Source organism: Pannonibacter sp. Q-1, from assembly GCF_054073275.1.
This window is the reverse complement of sequence record NZ_JBSXNB010000008.1, coordinates 171,297-186,804: the sequence shown is the minus strand read 5'-3', so window position 1 is coordinate 186,804 and position 15,508 is coordinate 171,297. Positions and strand designations below refer to the sequence as shown.

19 protein-coding genes and 2 tRNA genes are annotated in these 15,508 nt (G+C 64.2%); 9 read left to right on the top strand and 12 right to left on the bottom strand.

The features are described 5' to 3' along the window. Positions 1-24 precede the first annotated feature (24 nt). Complete coding sequence (locus tag ACVNHC_RS20790; protein WP_082206042.1) at positions 25-759, bottom strand: glycoside hydrolase family 25 protein; 735 nt, start codon at positions 757-759, stop codon at positions 25-27. Between the two features lie 236 nt (positions 760-995). Between ACVNHC_RS20790 and xth the strand changes: the two genes are divergently transcribed. From xth to ACVNHC_RS20775, 3 genes are all read left to right on the top strand, one after another. Further along, positions 996-1,805 carry an exodeoxyribonuclease III gene (gene xth / locus ACVNHC_RS20785; RefSeq protein WP_457169199.1) on the top strand — a complete coding sequence of 270 codons (810 nt, stop codon included), beginning with the start codon at positions 996-998 and terminating at the stop codon, positions 1,803-1,805. 63 nt (positions 1,806-1,868) lie between these two features. After that, positions 1,869-3,308: an oligosaccharide flippase family protein gene (locus tag ACVNHC_RS20780; RefSeq protein ID WP_457169197.1), complete on the top strand. Its 1,440-nt coding sequence runs from the start codon at positions 1,869-1,871 to the stop codon at positions 3,306-3,308. Beyond that, complete coding sequence (locus ACVNHC_RS20775) at positions 3,301-4,410, top strand: GNAT family N-acetyltransferase (RefSeq protein ID WP_457169195.1); 1,110 nt, start codon at positions 3,301-3,303, stop codon at positions 4,408-4,410. Before ACVNHC_RS20780 ends, ACVNHC_RS20775 begins: the two co-directional genes overlap by 8 nt. Positions 4,411-4,472: 62 nt before the next feature. Here ACVNHC_RS20775 and ACVNHC_RS20770 read toward each other — a convergent pair whose 3' ends face one another. Then, complete coding sequence (locus ACVNHC_RS20770; protein WP_186392388.1) at positions 4,473-5,375, bottom strand: hydrogen peroxide-inducible genes activator; 903 nt, start codon at positions 5,373-5,375, stop codon at positions 4,473-4,475. A 105-nt stretch (positions 5,376-5,480) separates the two neighbouring features. Here ACVNHC_RS20770 and ACVNHC_RS20765 point away from each other — a divergent pair, with 105 nt between their 5' ends. The 3 genes from ACVNHC_RS20765 (at position 5,481) to ACVNHC_RS20755 (ending at position 7,539) form a co-directional block, all read left to right on the top strand. Next, on the top strand, positions 5,481-6,128 hold the full coding sequence (locus tag ACVNHC_RS20765; protein WP_457169193.1) for a peroxiredoxin: 648 nt from the start codon (positions 5,481-5,483) through the stop codon (positions 6,126-6,128). Positions 6,129-6,195: 67 nt separating this feature from the next. Further along, the gene (locus ACVNHC_RS20760; protein WP_457169191.1) at positions 6,196-6,633 is read left to right on the top strand and encodes a TIGR01244 family sulfur transferase; all 438 of its coding nucleotides are present in this window, start codon (positions 6,196-6,198) and stop codon (positions 6,631-6,633) included. A 24-nt stretch (positions 6,634-6,657) separates the two neighbouring features. After that, a complete protein-coding gene (locus ACVNHC_RS20755) occupies positions 6,658-7,539 on the top strand; it encodes an MBL fold metallo-hydrolase (RefSeq protein ID WP_457169189.1) in 882 nt (293 codons plus the stop codon). A gap of 43 nt (positions 7,540-7,582) precedes the next feature. Here the strand turns inward: ACVNHC_RS20755 and ACVNHC_RS20750 are convergent, their stop codons facing one another. The 6 genes from ACVNHC_RS20750 to ACVNHC_RS20725 all read right to left on the bottom strand — a co-directional run bounded on the left by ACVNHC_RS20750 (position 7,583) and on the right by ACVNHC_RS20725 (position 11,712). After that, positions 7,583-9,211, bottom strand: a complete 1,629-nt coding sequence (locus ACVNHC_RS20750) for an AMP-binding protein (RefSeq protein ID WP_457169187.1) — start codon at positions 9,209-9,211, stop codon at positions 7,583-7,585. A gap of 100 nt (positions 9,212-9,311) precedes the next feature. Next, positions 9,312-9,773 carry a TspO/MBR family protein gene (locus ACVNHC_RS20745; protein ID WP_457169185.1) on the bottom strand — a complete coding sequence of 154 codons (462 nt, stop codon included), beginning with the start codon at positions 9,771-9,773 and terminating at the stop codon, positions 9,312-9,314. Between the two features lie 91 nt (positions 9,774-9,864). Next, the gene (locus ACVNHC_RS20740) at positions 9,865-10,269 is read right to left on the bottom strand and encodes a YchJ family protein (RefSeq protein WP_457169183.1); all 405 of its coding nucleotides are present in this window, start codon (positions 10,267-10,269) and stop codon (positions 9,865-9,867) included. A 76-nt stretch (positions 10,270-10,345) separates the two neighbouring features. Further along, entirely contained in the window at positions 10,346-10,933 is a 588-nt protein-coding gene (locus tag ACVNHC_RS20735; protein WP_457169181.1) for a mobile mystery protein B, read from the bottom strand. After that, the gene (locus ACVNHC_RS20730; protein WP_058898561.1) at positions 10,933-11,415 is read right to left on the bottom strand and encodes a mobile mystery protein A; all 483 of its coding nucleotides are present in this window, start codon (positions 11,413-11,415) and stop codon (positions 10,933-10,935) included. Before ACVNHC_RS20730 ends, ACVNHC_RS20735 begins: the two co-directional genes overlap by 1 nt. A 221-nt stretch (positions 11,416-11,636) precedes the next feature. Then, a tRNA-Ala gene (locus tag ACVNHC_RS20725) sits at positions 11,637-11,712 on the bottom strand. A gap of 237 nt (positions 11,713-11,949) precedes the next feature. Here ACVNHC_RS20725 and ACVNHC_RS20720 point away from each other — a divergent pair. Both ACVNHC_RS20720 and ACVNHC_RS20715 read left to right on the top strand, forming a co-directional pair. Continuing rightward, entirely contained in the window at positions 11,950-12,240 is a 291-nt protein-coding gene (locus ACVNHC_RS20720) for a YggT family protein (RefSeq protein ID WP_186392395.1), read from the top strand. Then, a complete protein-coding gene (locus ACVNHC_RS20715) occupies positions 12,240-12,563 on the top strand; it encodes a DUF167 family protein (RefSeq protein ID WP_050473900.1) in 324 nt (107 codons plus the stop codon). The genes ACVNHC_RS20720 and ACVNHC_RS20715 overlap by 1 nt, the downstream gene beginning before the upstream one ends. A 21-nt stretch (positions 12,564-12,584) precedes the next feature. Here the strand turns inward: ACVNHC_RS20715 and ACVNHC_RS20710 are convergent, their stop codons facing one another. The 4 genes from ACVNHC_RS20710 to ACVNHC_RS20695 form a co-directional block, all read right to left on the bottom strand. Further along, positions 12,585-12,788: a Trm112 family protein gene (locus ACVNHC_RS20710; protein ID WP_019965359.1), complete on the bottom strand. Its 204-nt coding sequence runs from the start codon at positions 12,786-12,788 to the stop codon at positions 12,585-12,587. Between the two features lie 24 nt (positions 12,789-12,812). After that, on the bottom strand, positions 12,813-13,490 hold the full coding sequence (locus ACVNHC_RS20705) for an LON peptidase substrate-binding domain-containing protein (protein ID WP_457169290.1): 678 nt from the start codon (positions 13,488-13,490) through the stop codon (positions 12,813-12,815). A gap of 59 nt (positions 13,491-13,549) precedes the next feature. After that, positions 13,550-14,548 carry a thioredoxin gene (gene trxA, locus ACVNHC_RS20700; RefSeq protein ID WP_457169178.1) on the bottom strand — a complete coding sequence of 333 codons (999 nt, stop codon included), beginning with the start codon at positions 14,546-14,548 and terminating at the stop codon, positions 13,550-13,552. A 98-nt stretch (positions 14,549-14,646) separates the two neighbouring features. Continuing rightward, entirely contained in the window at positions 14,647-15,168 is a 522-nt protein-coding gene (locus tag ACVNHC_RS20695; protein WP_019965362.1) for a prolyl-tRNA synthetase associated domain-containing protein, read from the bottom strand. Positions 15,169-15,427: 259 nt separating this feature from the next. Between ACVNHC_RS20695 and ACVNHC_RS20690 the strand changes: the two genes are divergently transcribed. After that, positions 15,428-15,502, top strand: a tRNA-Gly gene (locus ACVNHC_RS20690). Positions 15,503-15,508 lie beyond the last annotated feature (6 nt).

Below are 15,508 nucleotides of genomic sequence, written 5' to 3'. Positions count from 1 at the left end.
GCCATGCGTTATTTCAGGCTGCGATCACTTGCGCCGCAGTTCGCCGCGCAGCCACTGCTGCCATTGGGACCGGGTGCCGAAGAAGACATTGCGGTCGACGGGGCCCTTGATGCCCTTGATGGTGCCTTGCGCGGTGTATTGCCAGAAGACCCAGTTGTCGCGCCGGTCGTATTTGTAGCTCGGATGGCTGGCGACCGACCTGAGCCAGAAGTCGTGGGCGGTGTATTTGCCGACCAGAACGTCCCGGTGGAAGTCGATGGTGGTGTAGACGATCGGGCGCTTGCCGTAGTGGGCTTCGACGGCATCCAGGAACACGCCAACATCTGCGGCAATCTTGTCGGCCGGGGGCGGTTTCGGGCAGTTCTTCGAGATGTGGTTCCACTCCATGTCGAGCACCGGCGGCAGGGCCTGCGGATCGCGCGGAACATTCTGGATGAACCAGGCGATCTGTTCTTCGACAGGGCGGCAGAAATAATAGAAGTGGTAGGCACCGCGCGGCACACCGGCCTCCTTGGCCGCATACCAGTTGGTCACGAACATCGGGTCGATGAAATCACCGCCCTCGGTCGCCTTGATGAAGGCAAATTCGACACCGTCCCGTTTGACCTCATGCCAGTTGATCTCCGCCTGCCAGCGGGACACGTCGATGCCGTGGACAGGGAAGTCCTGAGGCATGGGATCGCGGTACTCCACCCCCGAACAGGAGGACAGAAGCGCGGTAAGGGCAAGCATGGCAAGGAAGCGCGGGCGCCGGAACACGTGTTCCTCCGGGTTAACGAATTACAAACACCTAGCGTCAAATTGCGCGAAAAGTCCTAACGGATCGTAGAAAAATCGTGGCGGGAATGGGGCATTTGCGGTTACCCCGCCTGTGGTGCACCGTCTTTGCGCTCTGAAACCGGCTTGACGGGCGGGGCAACACCGGGTCACGTGCTTGTCCAGACTTGTCCCGCCCGCCGCACAACCCGTCCCGGCTCACACCTACGGACCTCTTCATGACCGAACGCCTGACCCTCGCCACCTGGAACATCAACTCCGTCCGGCTGCGCATGCCGATTGTCGAGACCTTCCTCATCACCCATGCGCCGGATGTGCTGTGCCTGCAGGAAACCAAGTGCCCGGATGCCAACTTTCCGTTCGGGGCCTTCCGCAAGCTGGGCTATGAGCATGTGGAGATCAGCGGTCAGAAGGGCTACCACGGCGTTGCCATTGTCTCGCGCCGCCCCCTGGAGGCTGTCGAGCGCCGGGACTTCTGCGGCAAGGGCGATGCCCGGCACATTGCCGCCAGCGTGCCGTTCAATGGCGGCTCGTTCCGCCTGCATAACTTCTACGTGCCGGCGGGCGGCGACGAGCCGGACCGGACGATCAACGAGAAATTCGGTCACAAGCTGGACTTCATGGCCGAGATGAAGGCGATGCTGGCCGGGGACGAGTCGTCGCGTCCGGCCGTTGTCGTGGGGGATCTCAACGTCGCGCCCTATGAGCATGACGTGTGGTCGCACAAGGCGCTGCTGAAGATCGTCAGCCATACGCCGGTGGAGACGGAACTGCTGGAAGCCATCCGCACCGGCGGCAACTGGGTGGATGTGATGCGCCAGCACGTGCCCATGTCCGACAAGCTCTACACCTGGTGGAGCTACCGGGCGAAGGACTGGGATGCAGCCGACAAGGGCCGCCGTCTCGATCACATCTGGATGACCCAGAGCCTTGCGCCGCACGCCCGCGGCATCGAAGTGCTGCGTGCTGCGAGAGGCTGGGAAAAGCCCTCCGACCACGTTCCGGTGATTGCGCGGCTGGAGGTCTGACGCCGGATAGAAGATCCGGCCTTGGCATAATCTTAAGTCCGCCGTGGCAGGATCGTGCGGTCAATGGATGTGCAATGGGGCAGGGACTGGGGGCTGGATCTGGTGCAGGCGCAAGACGGCGGCGGAAAGGCCGGGCAACAGGCAACGGGTCTTCAGCGGCTCTGGCTGCGCCTTGCAGGCGGGGGCGCCCGCAAGGCCGCGCTGGTGACGCTGGCCATCCGCGTTGCCGGTGCTGCGCTCGCCTATGTGGCACAAGTGCTGATGGCCCGCTGGATGGGCGCATTTGACTACGGCATCTATTCGGTCGTCTGGACCGTGGTGATGATCCTCGCCCTGTTCGCCTGCCTCGGCTTTTCCTCGTCACCCGGCCGTTTCATCCCGCTTTACCGGGGTGAGGGCGCGCTGGCGCTGTTGCGCGGTTATCTCACGGCCAGCCGGGTGATTGTCTTTCTGGCGGCCTGCGTCATCGGCGCGGCCGTGGCGCTGATGGTGCTGCTGCTGCGTCCCATCCTCGATCCGGCCTATGTGCAGCCCCTCATGCTGGCAATGCTGGCCCTGCCGTTCTTTGCGCTCGCAGGTGTGCAGGATGGCATTGCAAGAGCGCATGACCGGCCGGATCTGGGCCTGATGCCCAGCTTCATCTGGCGGCCCTTGCTGATTCTGCTGCTGCTGTTCCTCGCCCTTCAGGCGGGGCTTGCGGTGGATGCTGCCACCGCGGTGCTGGCCGGGGCCGTTGCCAGTGCTCTGGTGGCACTGGACCAGCTGTGGCGGCTGAACCGGGTGATTGGCCGGCAGCTGCCCGCGGGCCCGCGGGCCCATGCGCCGCGCCTGTGGCTGGCGGTTTCCCTGCCCATGCTGCTGGTGGAGGGCTTTCTGCAGCTCGTCACCAGCGCCGATGTGATCATGGTCAGCTTCTGGCAGAGCCCGGACGAAGTGGCGGTTTATTTTGCCGCCTCAAAAACTTTGGCGCTGGTGCATTTCATCTATTTCGCCGTGCGTGCCGCCTCCGCCCACCGCTTCGCCGCCCTGCATGGCGCCTCTCATGAGGCCGCGGGCCGCAGCGCCTTCGAGGCCTATGTGCGCCGGGCCGGGTTCTGGACCTTCTGGCCCTCAGTGGGGGCTGCCGGCGTGCTGATCGCCGCAGCGCCCTTTCTGCTGGCCCTGTTCGGGCCGGGGTTCGAGGCGGGCACGCCGCTGATTGCCGTGCTGCTCATCGGCGTGCTGGCGCGGGCCAGCGCCGGGCCTGCGGATGTGCTGCTCACCATGTGCGGCCTGCAGAAGGCCTGTGCGGCCATCTATTCCGGCGTCTTCGTGCTCAATGTGGGGCTGAGCCTGCTGCTGATCCCGCCTTTCGGGCTGATGGGCGCGGCTGTTGCAACATCCCTCGCCATCACCGGCGAGGCGCTGGCGCTGATCTTTGTGGCCCGCCGCCGCCTTGGGGTGCTGCCCTTTGCGCCCTTCGCCTTCTCCCTCGCGCTGCGCCGGGAGGGCCGCAATGGTTGAAACGGCTGAAAAACTGGAAGGCCTGCTGCTGCCGGTGGCCGATGCGCCGGAATGGGAAGCACTTGCCGGCGAGGCGCTGAGCCCCAACCCCTTCTTCTCCCCGGCCTTTCTTGTGCCCTATGCCGCCCATCTCGGGCCGGCGGACCTGAGGCTTGCCGTGGTGCGCAAAAGGGGTGGCGGGCGCTGGCTGGCAGCGGCTCCCGTTGCGCTGCGGCGCTGCGGTTTCCTCTTCCGGGAAAAGGCGATGTGGGCGGCAGAATATGGCCCGCTTGGCGTGCCACTGGTGCATCCGCAGGCGCCGGATGAAGCGCTGGCCTTGCTGCTGGAGACAGCTGCTGCCGGGTTTCCGGTCCTGCGCCTGCCGTTTCTGCCCGTGGCCGGTGCCGTGACGGAGCGGCTGAAGGCGGCTGCAAAGGGCTGGCGCTGGCTGGAAGGGCCTGTGGAAGAGCGCGCGTCCCACGATGGCGGTGCAGAGGGCGAGGCCCAGCTTGCCGCCGCCCTGACCACCAAACGCCGCAAGGAGATGGAGCGGCTGAAGCGCCGCCTCTCGGAAGAGGGTGAACTGGTCTTCGACAGCCTGATCGGCGCTGAAGCCTTGGCCGCAATGGCAGAGTTTCTGGCGCTGGAGCGTTCCGGCTGGAAGGGCAGGGGCGCGACGGCGCTGGCGAGCCGCGAGGCGACGCGCCGCTTTGCGGAAGGATTTGCCGCCCGGCTCGCGGGCCTGGATGGATTGCGGCTGGACCGGATGCGGCTCGATGGCAAGCCGCTGGCGATGCTCGCGGTTATCAAGGCAGGCGGCCGGGCCTTTGCCTGGAAGATTGGCTTTGACGAGGACTTTGCCCGCTTTTCGCCCGGCCAGCATCTAGCCCTGCATGCCATGCGGACGACGCTTGCCGATCCGGCGCTGCCGCTCGGCGGCGATTCCCTTGCGGTGCCTGGCCACCCGATGATCGAGCCCCTGTGGCGCGGGCGCATGGCCTATGCCCATCCCGTGCTGATGCGCGGTGCGGCGGGCGCTCTGCTGCACCGGCTGCACAAGCTGGATGCCTTCGCCTTCCGCGCCGCCAAGGCGCTGGCGCGGCGGGTTTTGCGGCGGCGTTAGAGCATCCGGAAAGCGGACCTGAAATATGGATCATAAGCCGGCAAAATATATGCTGGCGGACGTCACATGCGCTGTGCCGCGGCATGCACCTGCCTGAACAGGGCGGCCATCTCCAGAAAGATTGCCGAATGGGGAGAGCCGGGCCGCCATGCCAGCACCACCTGACGCGGGCAGGTGCCGGGCAGTGGAAGCAATGCAAGCTCATGGCCCTGTGTCACTCCGGCATCAACCGCCAGATTGGGCAGCAGGGTAATGCCGAGCCCTTCTTCGACCATTGAGACCAGCGTGGGCAGACTGGTTGCCGCGAAGCTTTCGTCCGGCCGCAGATCGATGCCTGGAAAGGCTGAAAGTGCATGGCGCTGCAGGCAGTGGCCGCGCTCGAGCAGCAGCAGCGGAGTTTGGGACAGATCCTCTGGGCTGGCCGGTCCTTGCGCCGCCAGAGGATGGCTTGTGCTGACTGCAAGCTGATAGCCGTCCTGGAACAGGGGCTCGACAACCGCATCACCGAGATCGTGTGGAAGGGCAGCCAGGATCACGTCAAGCCGGCCGTCTGCAAGCCCTGCTGCAAGGCTCTCCGTGAGTTCCTCGCGCAGGAAAACCCTCAAGTCCGGCCATTTGCGGCGGATCTGCGGCAATGCGCGGGGCAGAAGAAAAGGACCGACCGTCGGGATCGCACCCAGATGGACTTCTCCCTGCAGGGCGCCGCTGCGCTGCTGTGCCGCGGTCTCGATATCCTTGATCCCGGCGAGCACGATCCTCGCCCGGGCTGCAATATCTTTGCCTGCGGGCGTCAGCATCACGGACTGGCGGGTCCGTTCGGCCAGGACCACGCCAAGGCGCCCTTCAAGCTCCTTCAGGCCCGTGGACAGGGTTGGCTGCGTGACGTGGCACATTTCAGCTGCACGCGAGAAATTCAGCGTATCAGCAAGAGCGGTCAGGAAGCGGAGCTGGCGAAGGCTGGGCATATCATTGAAAATCTCAATAAGGCTTAGTCATATAATCAATTTCATATATTAGTGGGGGCCGTCTACCTCTTTGTCATCGACAGCATGAAACAGAGAGGTTCCCAGATGTCTTCCACCACCACGACGCAAGGCCTGCCCCGTCTCAACGAGCCTGCCCCGGATTTTGATGCCCCGACGACCCACGGGCGCAAGACGCTGGCGGACTTCCGGGGCAAGTGGCTGGTTCTGTTCTCGCATCCGGCTGATTTCACGCCGGTCTGCACCACCGAGTTCATCGGCTTTGCCAAACTGCAGGACCAGTTCGACGCGATTGACACCCAGCTTCTGGGCCTGTCCATCGACAGCACCCATTCGCACATCGCCTGGACGCGCAACATCAAGCAGAACTTCGGCACGGATATCGACTTTCCCATCATTGCCGACCTTAGCATGAAGGTTGCCCATGACTACGGCATGATCATGCCGGGGGCCTCTGACACGGCGGCGGTGCGGGCCACCTTCGTGATCGACCCCGAGGGCATCCTGCGGGCCATGCTGTATTACCCGATGAACGCGGGCCGCGCGGTCGCGGAAATTCACCGCCTTGTCGTGGCCCTGCAGACGGCCGATGCCAACAGCTGCGCCATGCCCGAGGGCTGGGTACCGGGACAGCCGGTCATTGTGCCCGCTCCGAAAACGCCGGAAGAAGCCGAAGCCCGCGCTGGCGAAGGCTACAACACCGTCGACTGGTACTTCTCGACCCGCAGCCTTTGATCTTGATGCGGAGGCGGTTCCGCCTCCGCCTCCGCCAGCCATCCGCCCTTCCGTGAGAACCCGAGAAATGACCCCAATCCGCATCACCAGCAAATTGTCTGTTGCAGGCCAGATCTCTGCCGCAGACATCCCCGAAATCCGGCGCCTCGGGTTTGTTGCCATAGTCAACAACCGGCCGGACGGTGAAGAAGCCGGTCAGCCCGCACAGGACGAAGTTGGCCGTGCAGCCACGGCAGCCGGGCTTGGCTATGTCTACCTGCCGGTGACGGACGCCACCTTGAGCGCAGAAGCGGCGCTTGGTTTTGGCGCCGCGCTCGACGCTGCATCTGGTCCCGTGCTGGCGCATTGCCGCTCAGGCGCAAGGTCCTTCACCCTTTGGGCCATCGGCGAAGTCCTGTCCGGACGCATGAGCGCCGGAGAACTGGCGGATCTGGCGGGCCGCGCAGGCTGCGATCCGTCTGGCGCCTTGAACTGGCTCGCCGCCAGCACCGCCGCCCATCCCTGAGCTTTTCCCGAAAGGAGCCTTTCCATGACCGTAAAACCCGAAGTGACCGGCTTTTTCGATCCCCGGACCTGGTCGGTGCAATATGTCGCCGCTGATCCCGTCACAAAAGACTGCGTCATCATCGACCCGGTCTATGACTATGACGAAAAGTCCGGACAGACCGGCACAGACCATGCCGATGAGATCCTGCGCTTTGTGGCTGACAAGGGCTACCGCGTAACCTGGATCCTCGACACCCATCCGCATGCTGACCATCTTTCTGCCGCCCATTATCTCAAGCAAAAGACCGGAGCGCCCACCGCCATCGGCGAAAAGGTGACCGCGGTGCAGAACCTCTGGAAAGGCTTCTACAACTGGCCGGATTTCCCTGCCGATGGCCATCAGTGGGACAGGCTGTTTGCTGATGGGGACATATTCATGGTGGGCTCAATCCCGGCCAGAGTGATGTTCTCGCCGGGGCATACGCTGGCTTCGGTCACCTATGTGATCGGGGATGCCGCCTTCGTGCATGACACGCTGTTTCAGCCGGACAGCGGCACCGCACGGGCCGATTTTCCTGGTGGTAACGCGGAGGCGCTGTGGGACACGATCCAGGCAATTCTGGCGCTTCCGGACGAGACGCGGATCTTCACCGGCCATGACTATCAGCCGGGCGGGCGTGAGCCGCAGTGGGAGTCCACGGTGGCAGCGCAGAAGGCCGCGAATATTCACATGGCCAAGTACCGGTCCAAGGCCGGGTTCGTGGCTGCCCGTGAAGCGCGGGATGCAACGTTGCCGATGCCCAAGCTGATCCTGCATGCCTTGCAGGTCAACATGAATGGCGGGCGCCTGCCTGCGCCGGAAGCAAACGGCCGACGCTACATGAAGCTGCCGCTTGATGTGCTTTCGGGCGCAGACTGGGGCTGATACCGGCCTTCAATGAGCCTGACACATCGCGCCTTGACCTTGCTTAACCGCCGTTCCTTGCCAGATCCCGCAGGGTGCGGCGGATGATCTTGCCGGTGGTGGTCATCGGCAATTCCTTGATGAAGGCGATCTCGCGCGGATATTCATGCGCCGAGAGGCGGTCGCGCACGTGGAGGCGGATGGCTTCTTCCAGCTCCGGCGACGGCTTGTGGCCGTCGGCCAGCACCACATAGGCCTTGACGATTTCCGTGCGCAGCCGGTCCGGCTTGCCGATGACGGCGGCCAGCGCCACCGCCGGATGGGTCAACAGGCAATCCTCGATCTCGCCGGGGCCAATGCGGTAGCTGGCAGAGGTGATGAGGTCGTCATCGCGCCCGGTGAAGTGGACATAGCCATCGGCGTCCATCTCGCCCTGATCGCCAGTGGTCATCCAGTCGCCGATGAACTTTTCCGCCGTGGCTTCCGGCTTGTTCCAGTAGCTGAGGAACATCACCGGATCGGGCCTGCGGATGGCGATCTGTCCCAGCGTGCCGGACGGCAGGGGATTGCCCGCCTCATCGATCACCGCCACCTCATGGCCGGGAATGGCCACGCCAATGGCGCCCGCCCGGCTGATGCCGAGCCCCGCGCAGGAGCCGAGCACCGCGTTGCATTCGGTCTGGCCGTAGAACTCATTCACGGGCAGGCCCAGCTCAGCCTTCGCCCAGTCATAGGCCTCACGGCCCAGCGACTCGCCCGCAGACCCGATGCTGCGCAGGGCAAGGCGGAAGCGCCTGCCGGGGCTGTCCACCGCCCGCAGCATCTTCAGCGCCGTGGGCGGGATGAAGGCATTGCGCACGCCCTCCCGCTCCATCAGGGCGAAGGCGGCTTCCGGGTCAAACTTGCGCGCTGCATTGGCAATCACCGGCACGCCCAGATGCAGGGCCGGGAACAGCGCATTCAGCAGCCCGCCCGCCCAGGCCCAGTCGGCCGGCGTCCACAGCAGGTCGCCCGGCTGGCCGAGAAATTCCTGCGACAGCTCGATGCCCGGCAGATGGCCCAAGAGCACCCGGTGGCCATGCAGCACGCCCTTGGGCTGGCCGGTGGTGCCGGAGGTGTAGATCATCAGTGCCGGATCATGGAGGCTGGTGTCCAGGGTTGCGAAACGGTCCCGCGCCCTGGCGCAAAGGGCGGAGAGGTTCTCGCTGCCGCTTTCCGGTGCGCCGGTGGTGATCAGCAGCTCCAGCCCCGGCAGATCCGCTTTGAGGGGCAGAACCTTGGCAAGGCCCTGATCATTGGTGATCAGCGCTCGCGCACCGGAATCGCTCAGCCGGTAGCGCAGGGCCTCGGGGCCGAACAGGGCCGCCAGCGGCACGGCAATGGCACCCATGCGGTAGATGGCGAGATGGGCAATTGCCGTCCAGGCGCATTGCGGCAGCAGCAGGGCCACCCGGTCTCCGCGCGATATGCCTTTTGCAGACAGCGCGTTGGCAAGCTGTGCGGAGGCGCGCTCAAGCGCCGAATAGCTCCAGTTCGTAGCCTTGCCGTCCTCGCCGATCTCGCGGATGGCCAGCCGCTCTGGTTCAGCGGCGGCCCATGCCTCGCAGGTGGAAGATGCGATGTTGTAGCGCTCGGGCAGCTGCCAGGTGAACTGGCGCCGCAAGCTGCCGAAATCTGCTGCCCGCTGAAGCATGGCCTTGTCCCGTCACAAACCGGAGGCGGAGCCTATCCCCCTCCGTGCTGCGGTGCAATAACCTTGGTAAAGCTGACAGTCCACCGGGCCAAAGGCGGGGTCAGTTCAGCTGCACCAGCGCAAGATTGAGCGCCGTGGCAAAGCCGACCCAGGCGGCATAGGGCACGAAGAGCAGGGCCGCCAGCCTGTCACGACGCCAGCCCACCGCAATGAAGGCGAGGATCGACGCCAGCAGCGCCAGGATGATGCCGAGCCCCGCATCCAGCCGGTGCAGGGTGAAGACGGTGGGGCTCCAGGCGAAGTTCAGCACCATCTGCAGCATCCACAGCCGGAACAGGGTGGAGCCTGCACAGGCCCCAAAGCTGCGCCAGCCGGCAATGCCGATGAGGATGTAGAGCACGGTCCAGGCCGGGCCGAAGAGCCAGTTGGGCGGGGTGAAGGAGGGTTTGGTGAGACCGGCATACCAGTCGCCGGGCAGGTTCGTGGCGCCGATCAGAAGTCCGCCGCCGGCGCTGATGAGAAGGAAGACGGTGAGAAGGGGGAGCGGTGGCTTGCGTGTCATTACGTGTCTCCAGAGGTTTGGAAATGGGGTTCGCGTCCCGTTCCGTCTGTTCCCTCAGATCAATCAGCACCAGTGTGGCGGGGTGCCGCGCTCATGTCTCCTCCATGGCCTCCACATAGTACCAGCGGCCGGATTTCTTGCGGAAACGGCTGAGTTCCCGGTGGATGTGCAATTGTGCACAAGACAGATACCGCGCCTCGAACAGCACCGTTCCATCCCGGTCATCCGGTCCGCCGCCGGTGGTCTGCAGCACCTTCAGTCCGGTCCACCGGCTTTCCGAGGCCCAGCGGGCGGTGGCCGCCTCATCAAAGCCCGGCTGATATTTCGGCCAGAGCGTTTCCTTCAGATAGGCGATGTCCTGCATCACATAGGCGCTATAGCGCGAGCGCATCAGCGCCTCCGCCGTCCCCGCCACAGCCTTGCGCGCCAGCACCGGCCCGCAGCACAGCGCAAGGGCCTGGCCGGAACCGCAGGGGCAGGGGGATGCATCAGTCATGAGGGGAAGTCCGCAATGGAAAGGATCAGGGGCTGATATCTAGCGCGGATGGGAGGGGGCGTCGAGGTGGGAGGTGTTACACTGCTCCCGTGAAGCGAAGGAGTGGTTCCATATCCATCGCATCTGCGGCCCGTAATGCTGAAATATAGGCGGTGCGGCGCAGGTTGTCTGCTTGCAGGTCGAAGCCGTTGGCCCACTCGACCGGGGGATGACCGAAACGCTTTTCCAGGTAGACATCTGTAGAGATGCGGGCGTGGCGGCCGTTGCCATTTGGAAAGGGATGGATCTGCACCAGCCGGTGGTGAAACCGCGATGCGGCTTCGAGTGGGCTGAATGTCGCATTTTCCGCCCAGTAAGCGGCGTCATCGAGCAGACAGCGCAGTTGCACGGCAATCTGCACCGGATCGATTCCAATGTTCTTCTCGCGAAGCCGGTAGGTTCCGGCCCATGACCAGACCTCCCCAAACAACCGCTTGTGAAGCGTGCGCTGGAAGTCATCGGTCAGCACATCGCCGCCGCGCCTGCGCGAAAGCCAGCGCAGGCCCTGGGTGATGTTGGCCTGCTCCAGTTCATCCAGCTCTCCACGCGTTGTGATATGCGTGAATTTGAGCCCTTCCATCTCGTCCGGATCGAGAGGTGTTGCGCCTTCAGGCTCCGCGAACATCAGGGTTTCTCCCAGAAGTCCGAAGGCCTTTCACGCAAGATCTCGCTGCTCAGCCGGCCGATCTCGGCCTGAATCTGGTCTTGGGTGAGGGATTGCTGTTCCAGTGCCATATGCGCACTGGCGCGGCGGATGATGCTTTCCGCCTTGCTGCGGGCCTGGGCTTCGAGCATTTCTTCCACGCTGCCCTCCGGCACGATGGCATAGACGAAGCGCCCGCCCAGAGCCTCGGCCAGCTTCTCCATGTGCTGCAGGGTTACGCCGCCCTCCAGTTCCTTGCGCTCTGCCTGATAGACCGCCGCCTTTGTCACGCCCAACCGCCGTGCCAGCGCCGGAGCGGACATGCCGAGAGCCTTGCGCATGGCCGCAATCCAGCCTCCGGCAGGAGGGGTCACTTGCCCGAGTTGTTCTCCCGCCCGGTCCAGAAGCCTTGCATACTGGCGCATCGCGGTGTCTTTGACGCTTGGCACGGTATATTCATCCATATTCTTTCTGATGCTGAAAGAGTATGGATTGATATCCATTTTGTGTCAAAGGGGATATATATCGATATATGAACGGTGATTGCGCCGTGCTTGGGCGTCAGAGAGCAATCAGATTCGCCTGTGAGCGCTTATGGCAGGCCGCGCAGAATGGGCGTGCAGGTGGCTGGACCTGCCGCGTCACAGATTTGAAACTGAAGGGAAAATCAAAATAAAAAACCTGCTGGTGGAGCCGAGGGGAATCGAACCCCTGACCTCTGCAGTGCGATTGCAGCGCTCTCCCATCTGAGCTACGGCCCCTGAGCAGGTGGCGGAATTTAGGAGGGGCTCCGAAGATCTGTCAAGCACGTGGTTTTACGCCCTGCCGCGTCCTGCTGGTGCGGGTGGGAGCGCGGTGCTGTCTGGTGCCTCTGGCGCGCAAGCCAGGGGCAGCGCAAGTGCCCGTCACTTAATCCTGTTCAACATGATGCCTTGCGGCGGCACCTGTGCGCCGCTACATCATGGAGAACGGAACGCCATCACAAAGCGGAACTCATTATGCGTGCAATTCTGGACGTGCTCATGCTGGTCCTTCAGCTTTATACCTACGTGATCATCGCCAGCGCGATCTTCTCGTGGCTCTATGCCTTCAATGTGGTGAACATGAGCAACCAGTTCGTGGCGACCATCGGCCAGACGCTCTATGCCCTCACCGAGCCGCTGCTGCGCCCGATCCGCCGCGTGGTTCCTTCCGTCGGCGGGCTGGATCTTTCGGCCATCGTGCTGCTGCTGCTGATCTTCCTGCTGCAGAACGTCATCATCCGCTACATCTATCCCGTCGTCTTCTGATGACGGGGCCGGAACGGCCCTGGCGTCCGGTCAAAGGCGGGGTCAGCGTCGATGTGCGCCTGACGCCGCGCTCCGGTCATGACCGGGTGGACGGCCTGTCCGCCCTGTCCGATGGCCGCCAGGTGCTGGCGGCGCGTGTGCGGGCCGTGCCGGAAAAGGGTGCGGCCAATGCCGCGCTTGAGGTGCTGATGGCCAAGACCCTTGGCCTGCCCAAATCCGCCGTATCCCTCGCGACAGGCTCCACCGCCCGCATCAAGACACTGCATGTGACCGGCGAGCCGGACACGCTGATGGCCGCACTTGAGGCGGTGTGTGGCGGTTAAGCTATTCTCGCCGAGCGATGGTCAGTCTTCGATCTTGCGCGCTTCGTCCGGCAGCATGATCGGAATGCCATCCTTGATCGGATAGGCCAGCTTGGCGGCGCGGGAGATCAGTTCCTGCGCATTCGCATCATATTCCAGCGTGGTCTTGGTCAGCGGGCAGACCAGAAGCTCCAGCATCTTGCGGTCGATCTGTCTGGCACTGTGTGAAGCGGCGGTTTCCGTCATCTGGGCGTTCCGGTCTTTCGGGTCTTATTGAAGGGTCGGGCCACCCTCATGGCCTGCACTGCGCGCCAGGTCAATCTCGGTGATGGCGACCAGCGTTTCGGCGCGGGTCTTGAGGTCGGCGGCTTCCAGCATGGCCTGCTTTTCCGCCGGGCCGTAGGGGCTCATCATGCACAGGGCGTTGACGAGCACTTCCGTTTCGGCCCGTTCCACACTGTCCCAGTCCGCTTCCATGTCATGGGCGTCGAGATAGGCGCGGAAGGCGCGCAGGAGGCCTTCCCGGTCCACCTCGCCTTCGCCGCGGCCGGTCTCCAGATCGGGCAGATAGGGCAGGAAGTCACAGGCCACCTGCCGGAAGGGCGTCATCGCCGGAAGCTCTTCGGTGATGCGGAAGCGGGCGATCCCCTGAAGCGAGATCAGATAGCGGCCGTCGCCGCTTTCCTGAAACGAGGTGATCCGCCCGGCGCAGCCGACGCGGGACAGCGCGGGCTTTGATCCGTCCTGCACGTCAGTGATGGATGGCTGCACCATGCCGATGAGCCGCTGGCCGGCGAGGGCCACATCCACCATGGCCAGATAGCGCGGCTCGAAGATGTTCAGCGGCAGCTGGGTGCGCGGCAGCAGCAGGGCGCCGGGCAGCGGAAAGACGGGCAGCGTCGCGGGCAGGTCCTTGATACTCGTGTAGCTCGCGTTTCCCGCCTTCATCGTGTCACCTCGCATGGATTGTCCCTTGGCGGACAAACGCCCGCCAAGGGACATATAGGTCAGGAGAACAGCACTGACGACAGCTTGCGGCGGCCATAATTGGTGGCCGGCTCCTTCGGGCCCCAGGCCTCGAAGAACTGCAGCAGCTGCTTGCGCGCGCCGTCCTCGTTCCAGCTGCGGTCGCGGCGGATGATGCCGATCAGCTGATCGACGGCACCCTGGTGATCACCGCGCCCGTTCAGCGCCAGCGCCAGGTCAAAGCGGGCCTGATGGTCGTCGGGGTTTGCCTCCACCTTCGTCTGCAGCCCGGCAAGATCGCCCAGCTGTTCGGCCTGTTCGGCCAGTTCCAGCGCGGCAAAGGCAGCTGCGACCGTCGCGTCCTTGCGGGCGTCTTCCGGGATCATCTCCAGCGCCTGCCGGGCGCGGGCCAGATCCCCGGCGCCCAGATAGCAGCGGGCAAGACCGGCAAGGGCGCGGGTGTTGGCGCCGTCCATCTGCAGCACGCCGCCGAACATCTGGGCGGCCTGACCGTAATCCTTGGCCTCCAGCAGGGTCTCGCCCTCGGCCAGATAGGTGTCCACCGGCGAGGCAGGGGCAGGGCCCGCCACACGCTCGATGAAGGCCTTGATCTGGCCTTCCGGCTGGGCGCCCATGAAGCCATCGACCGGTTGGCCGTTCTTGAAGGCAATGACGGCCGGGATCGACTGGATGCCGAGCTGGCCCGCCACTTCCGGATGATCGTCAATGTTCATCTTGGCCAGCAGCACGGCGCCCTTGGCGGCCTTGACGGCGGCTTCCAGCGCCGGGGTCAGCTGGCGGCAGGGGCCGCACCAGGGGGCCCAGAAATCCACCAGCACCGTCTGCGTGCGCGAGGCTTCCAGAACGGCCTTTGCAAAGGTGGGGGTGGTGACGTCGAAGATCAGATTGTCTGCGCCTGCCGCCTGAGCTGGCGCCTGAGACTGGGTCTGGCTCTGCTGGCTGCCATAGCCGGAGCCGCCGTAGCTGCCGCCAAAGGAGCCGCCGGCCTGACCGCCCATGCTGAAGTTTCCACCGCTCATCGTCGTTTTCCCTTGTCGTCACAAGGACGGCTCAACAGCATGGCGCGTGAGCCGTCAGGAGTTCGCTTTGTCTTTAACATGGCGCGGCGGCGGGGGAATTACAAACCCTGCGCCTTCGCCTCTTCCGTCACCGCCAGCACCTGCGGCTCATGCCCGCAGGCGCGGGCAAAGGCCAGCAGGCCGTCGCGGGAAATGGTGGTGGTGGCGTCGTTCGACAGCGGGTGGAAGTTCAGCACCTCGTGCTGCATCATCGCCGCGTCGAAAATGGGCGTCACGCGCTGCGCTTCCCGGTCGTTGTAGAGGCCAAAGGGCGTGACGGAGCCCGGCACCACACCAAGGCATTCCATCAGCTGGTCAGCATTGCCGAAGGAGACGCGGCCCTGTCCGCCGATCAGCGTGTGGATCTGCTTCAGATCCACCGTGGCATCATGCAGCACCACCACCAGAAAGATGCGGCCCTTCTTGTCCTTCAGGAAGAGGTTGCGCGTGTGGGCGCCGGGGATCATGGCATGCACGTCTTCGGATTCCGCCACCGTGAACACCGGCCGGTGATCCGTGGTGCTGGTTTCAAGCCCAAGATCATCCAGAAATGCCAGCAGCTCGCTGCGTGTTGCCATCATGCCGTCTCCCGCTTCCCGCCCGCCGCTGGGGCCGCAAAATCTCTCTCTTTCCATGCTTCTAGCTGATCAGGGTCTTGCGCGGCAAGGCTTCCCGCGGGCGGGCAAAGGGCGCGCTGCGGCCTTCTGTCCACAGCTCGTCCACACGGCGGAAAAAGCCGTAGCCGGGTCAAAAAAGCCTGTTGCATTCGCAGGCCGCTTGGTTCATATACAGCCCACCTCAGCGGCGGGCCTTCGCAAGACGGCTTTCTGCAGCGCTTAAGCGGGCGTAGCTCAGGGGTAGAGCACAACCTTGCCAAGGTTGGGGTCGTGGGTTCGAATCCCATCGCCCGCTCCAGTTTCC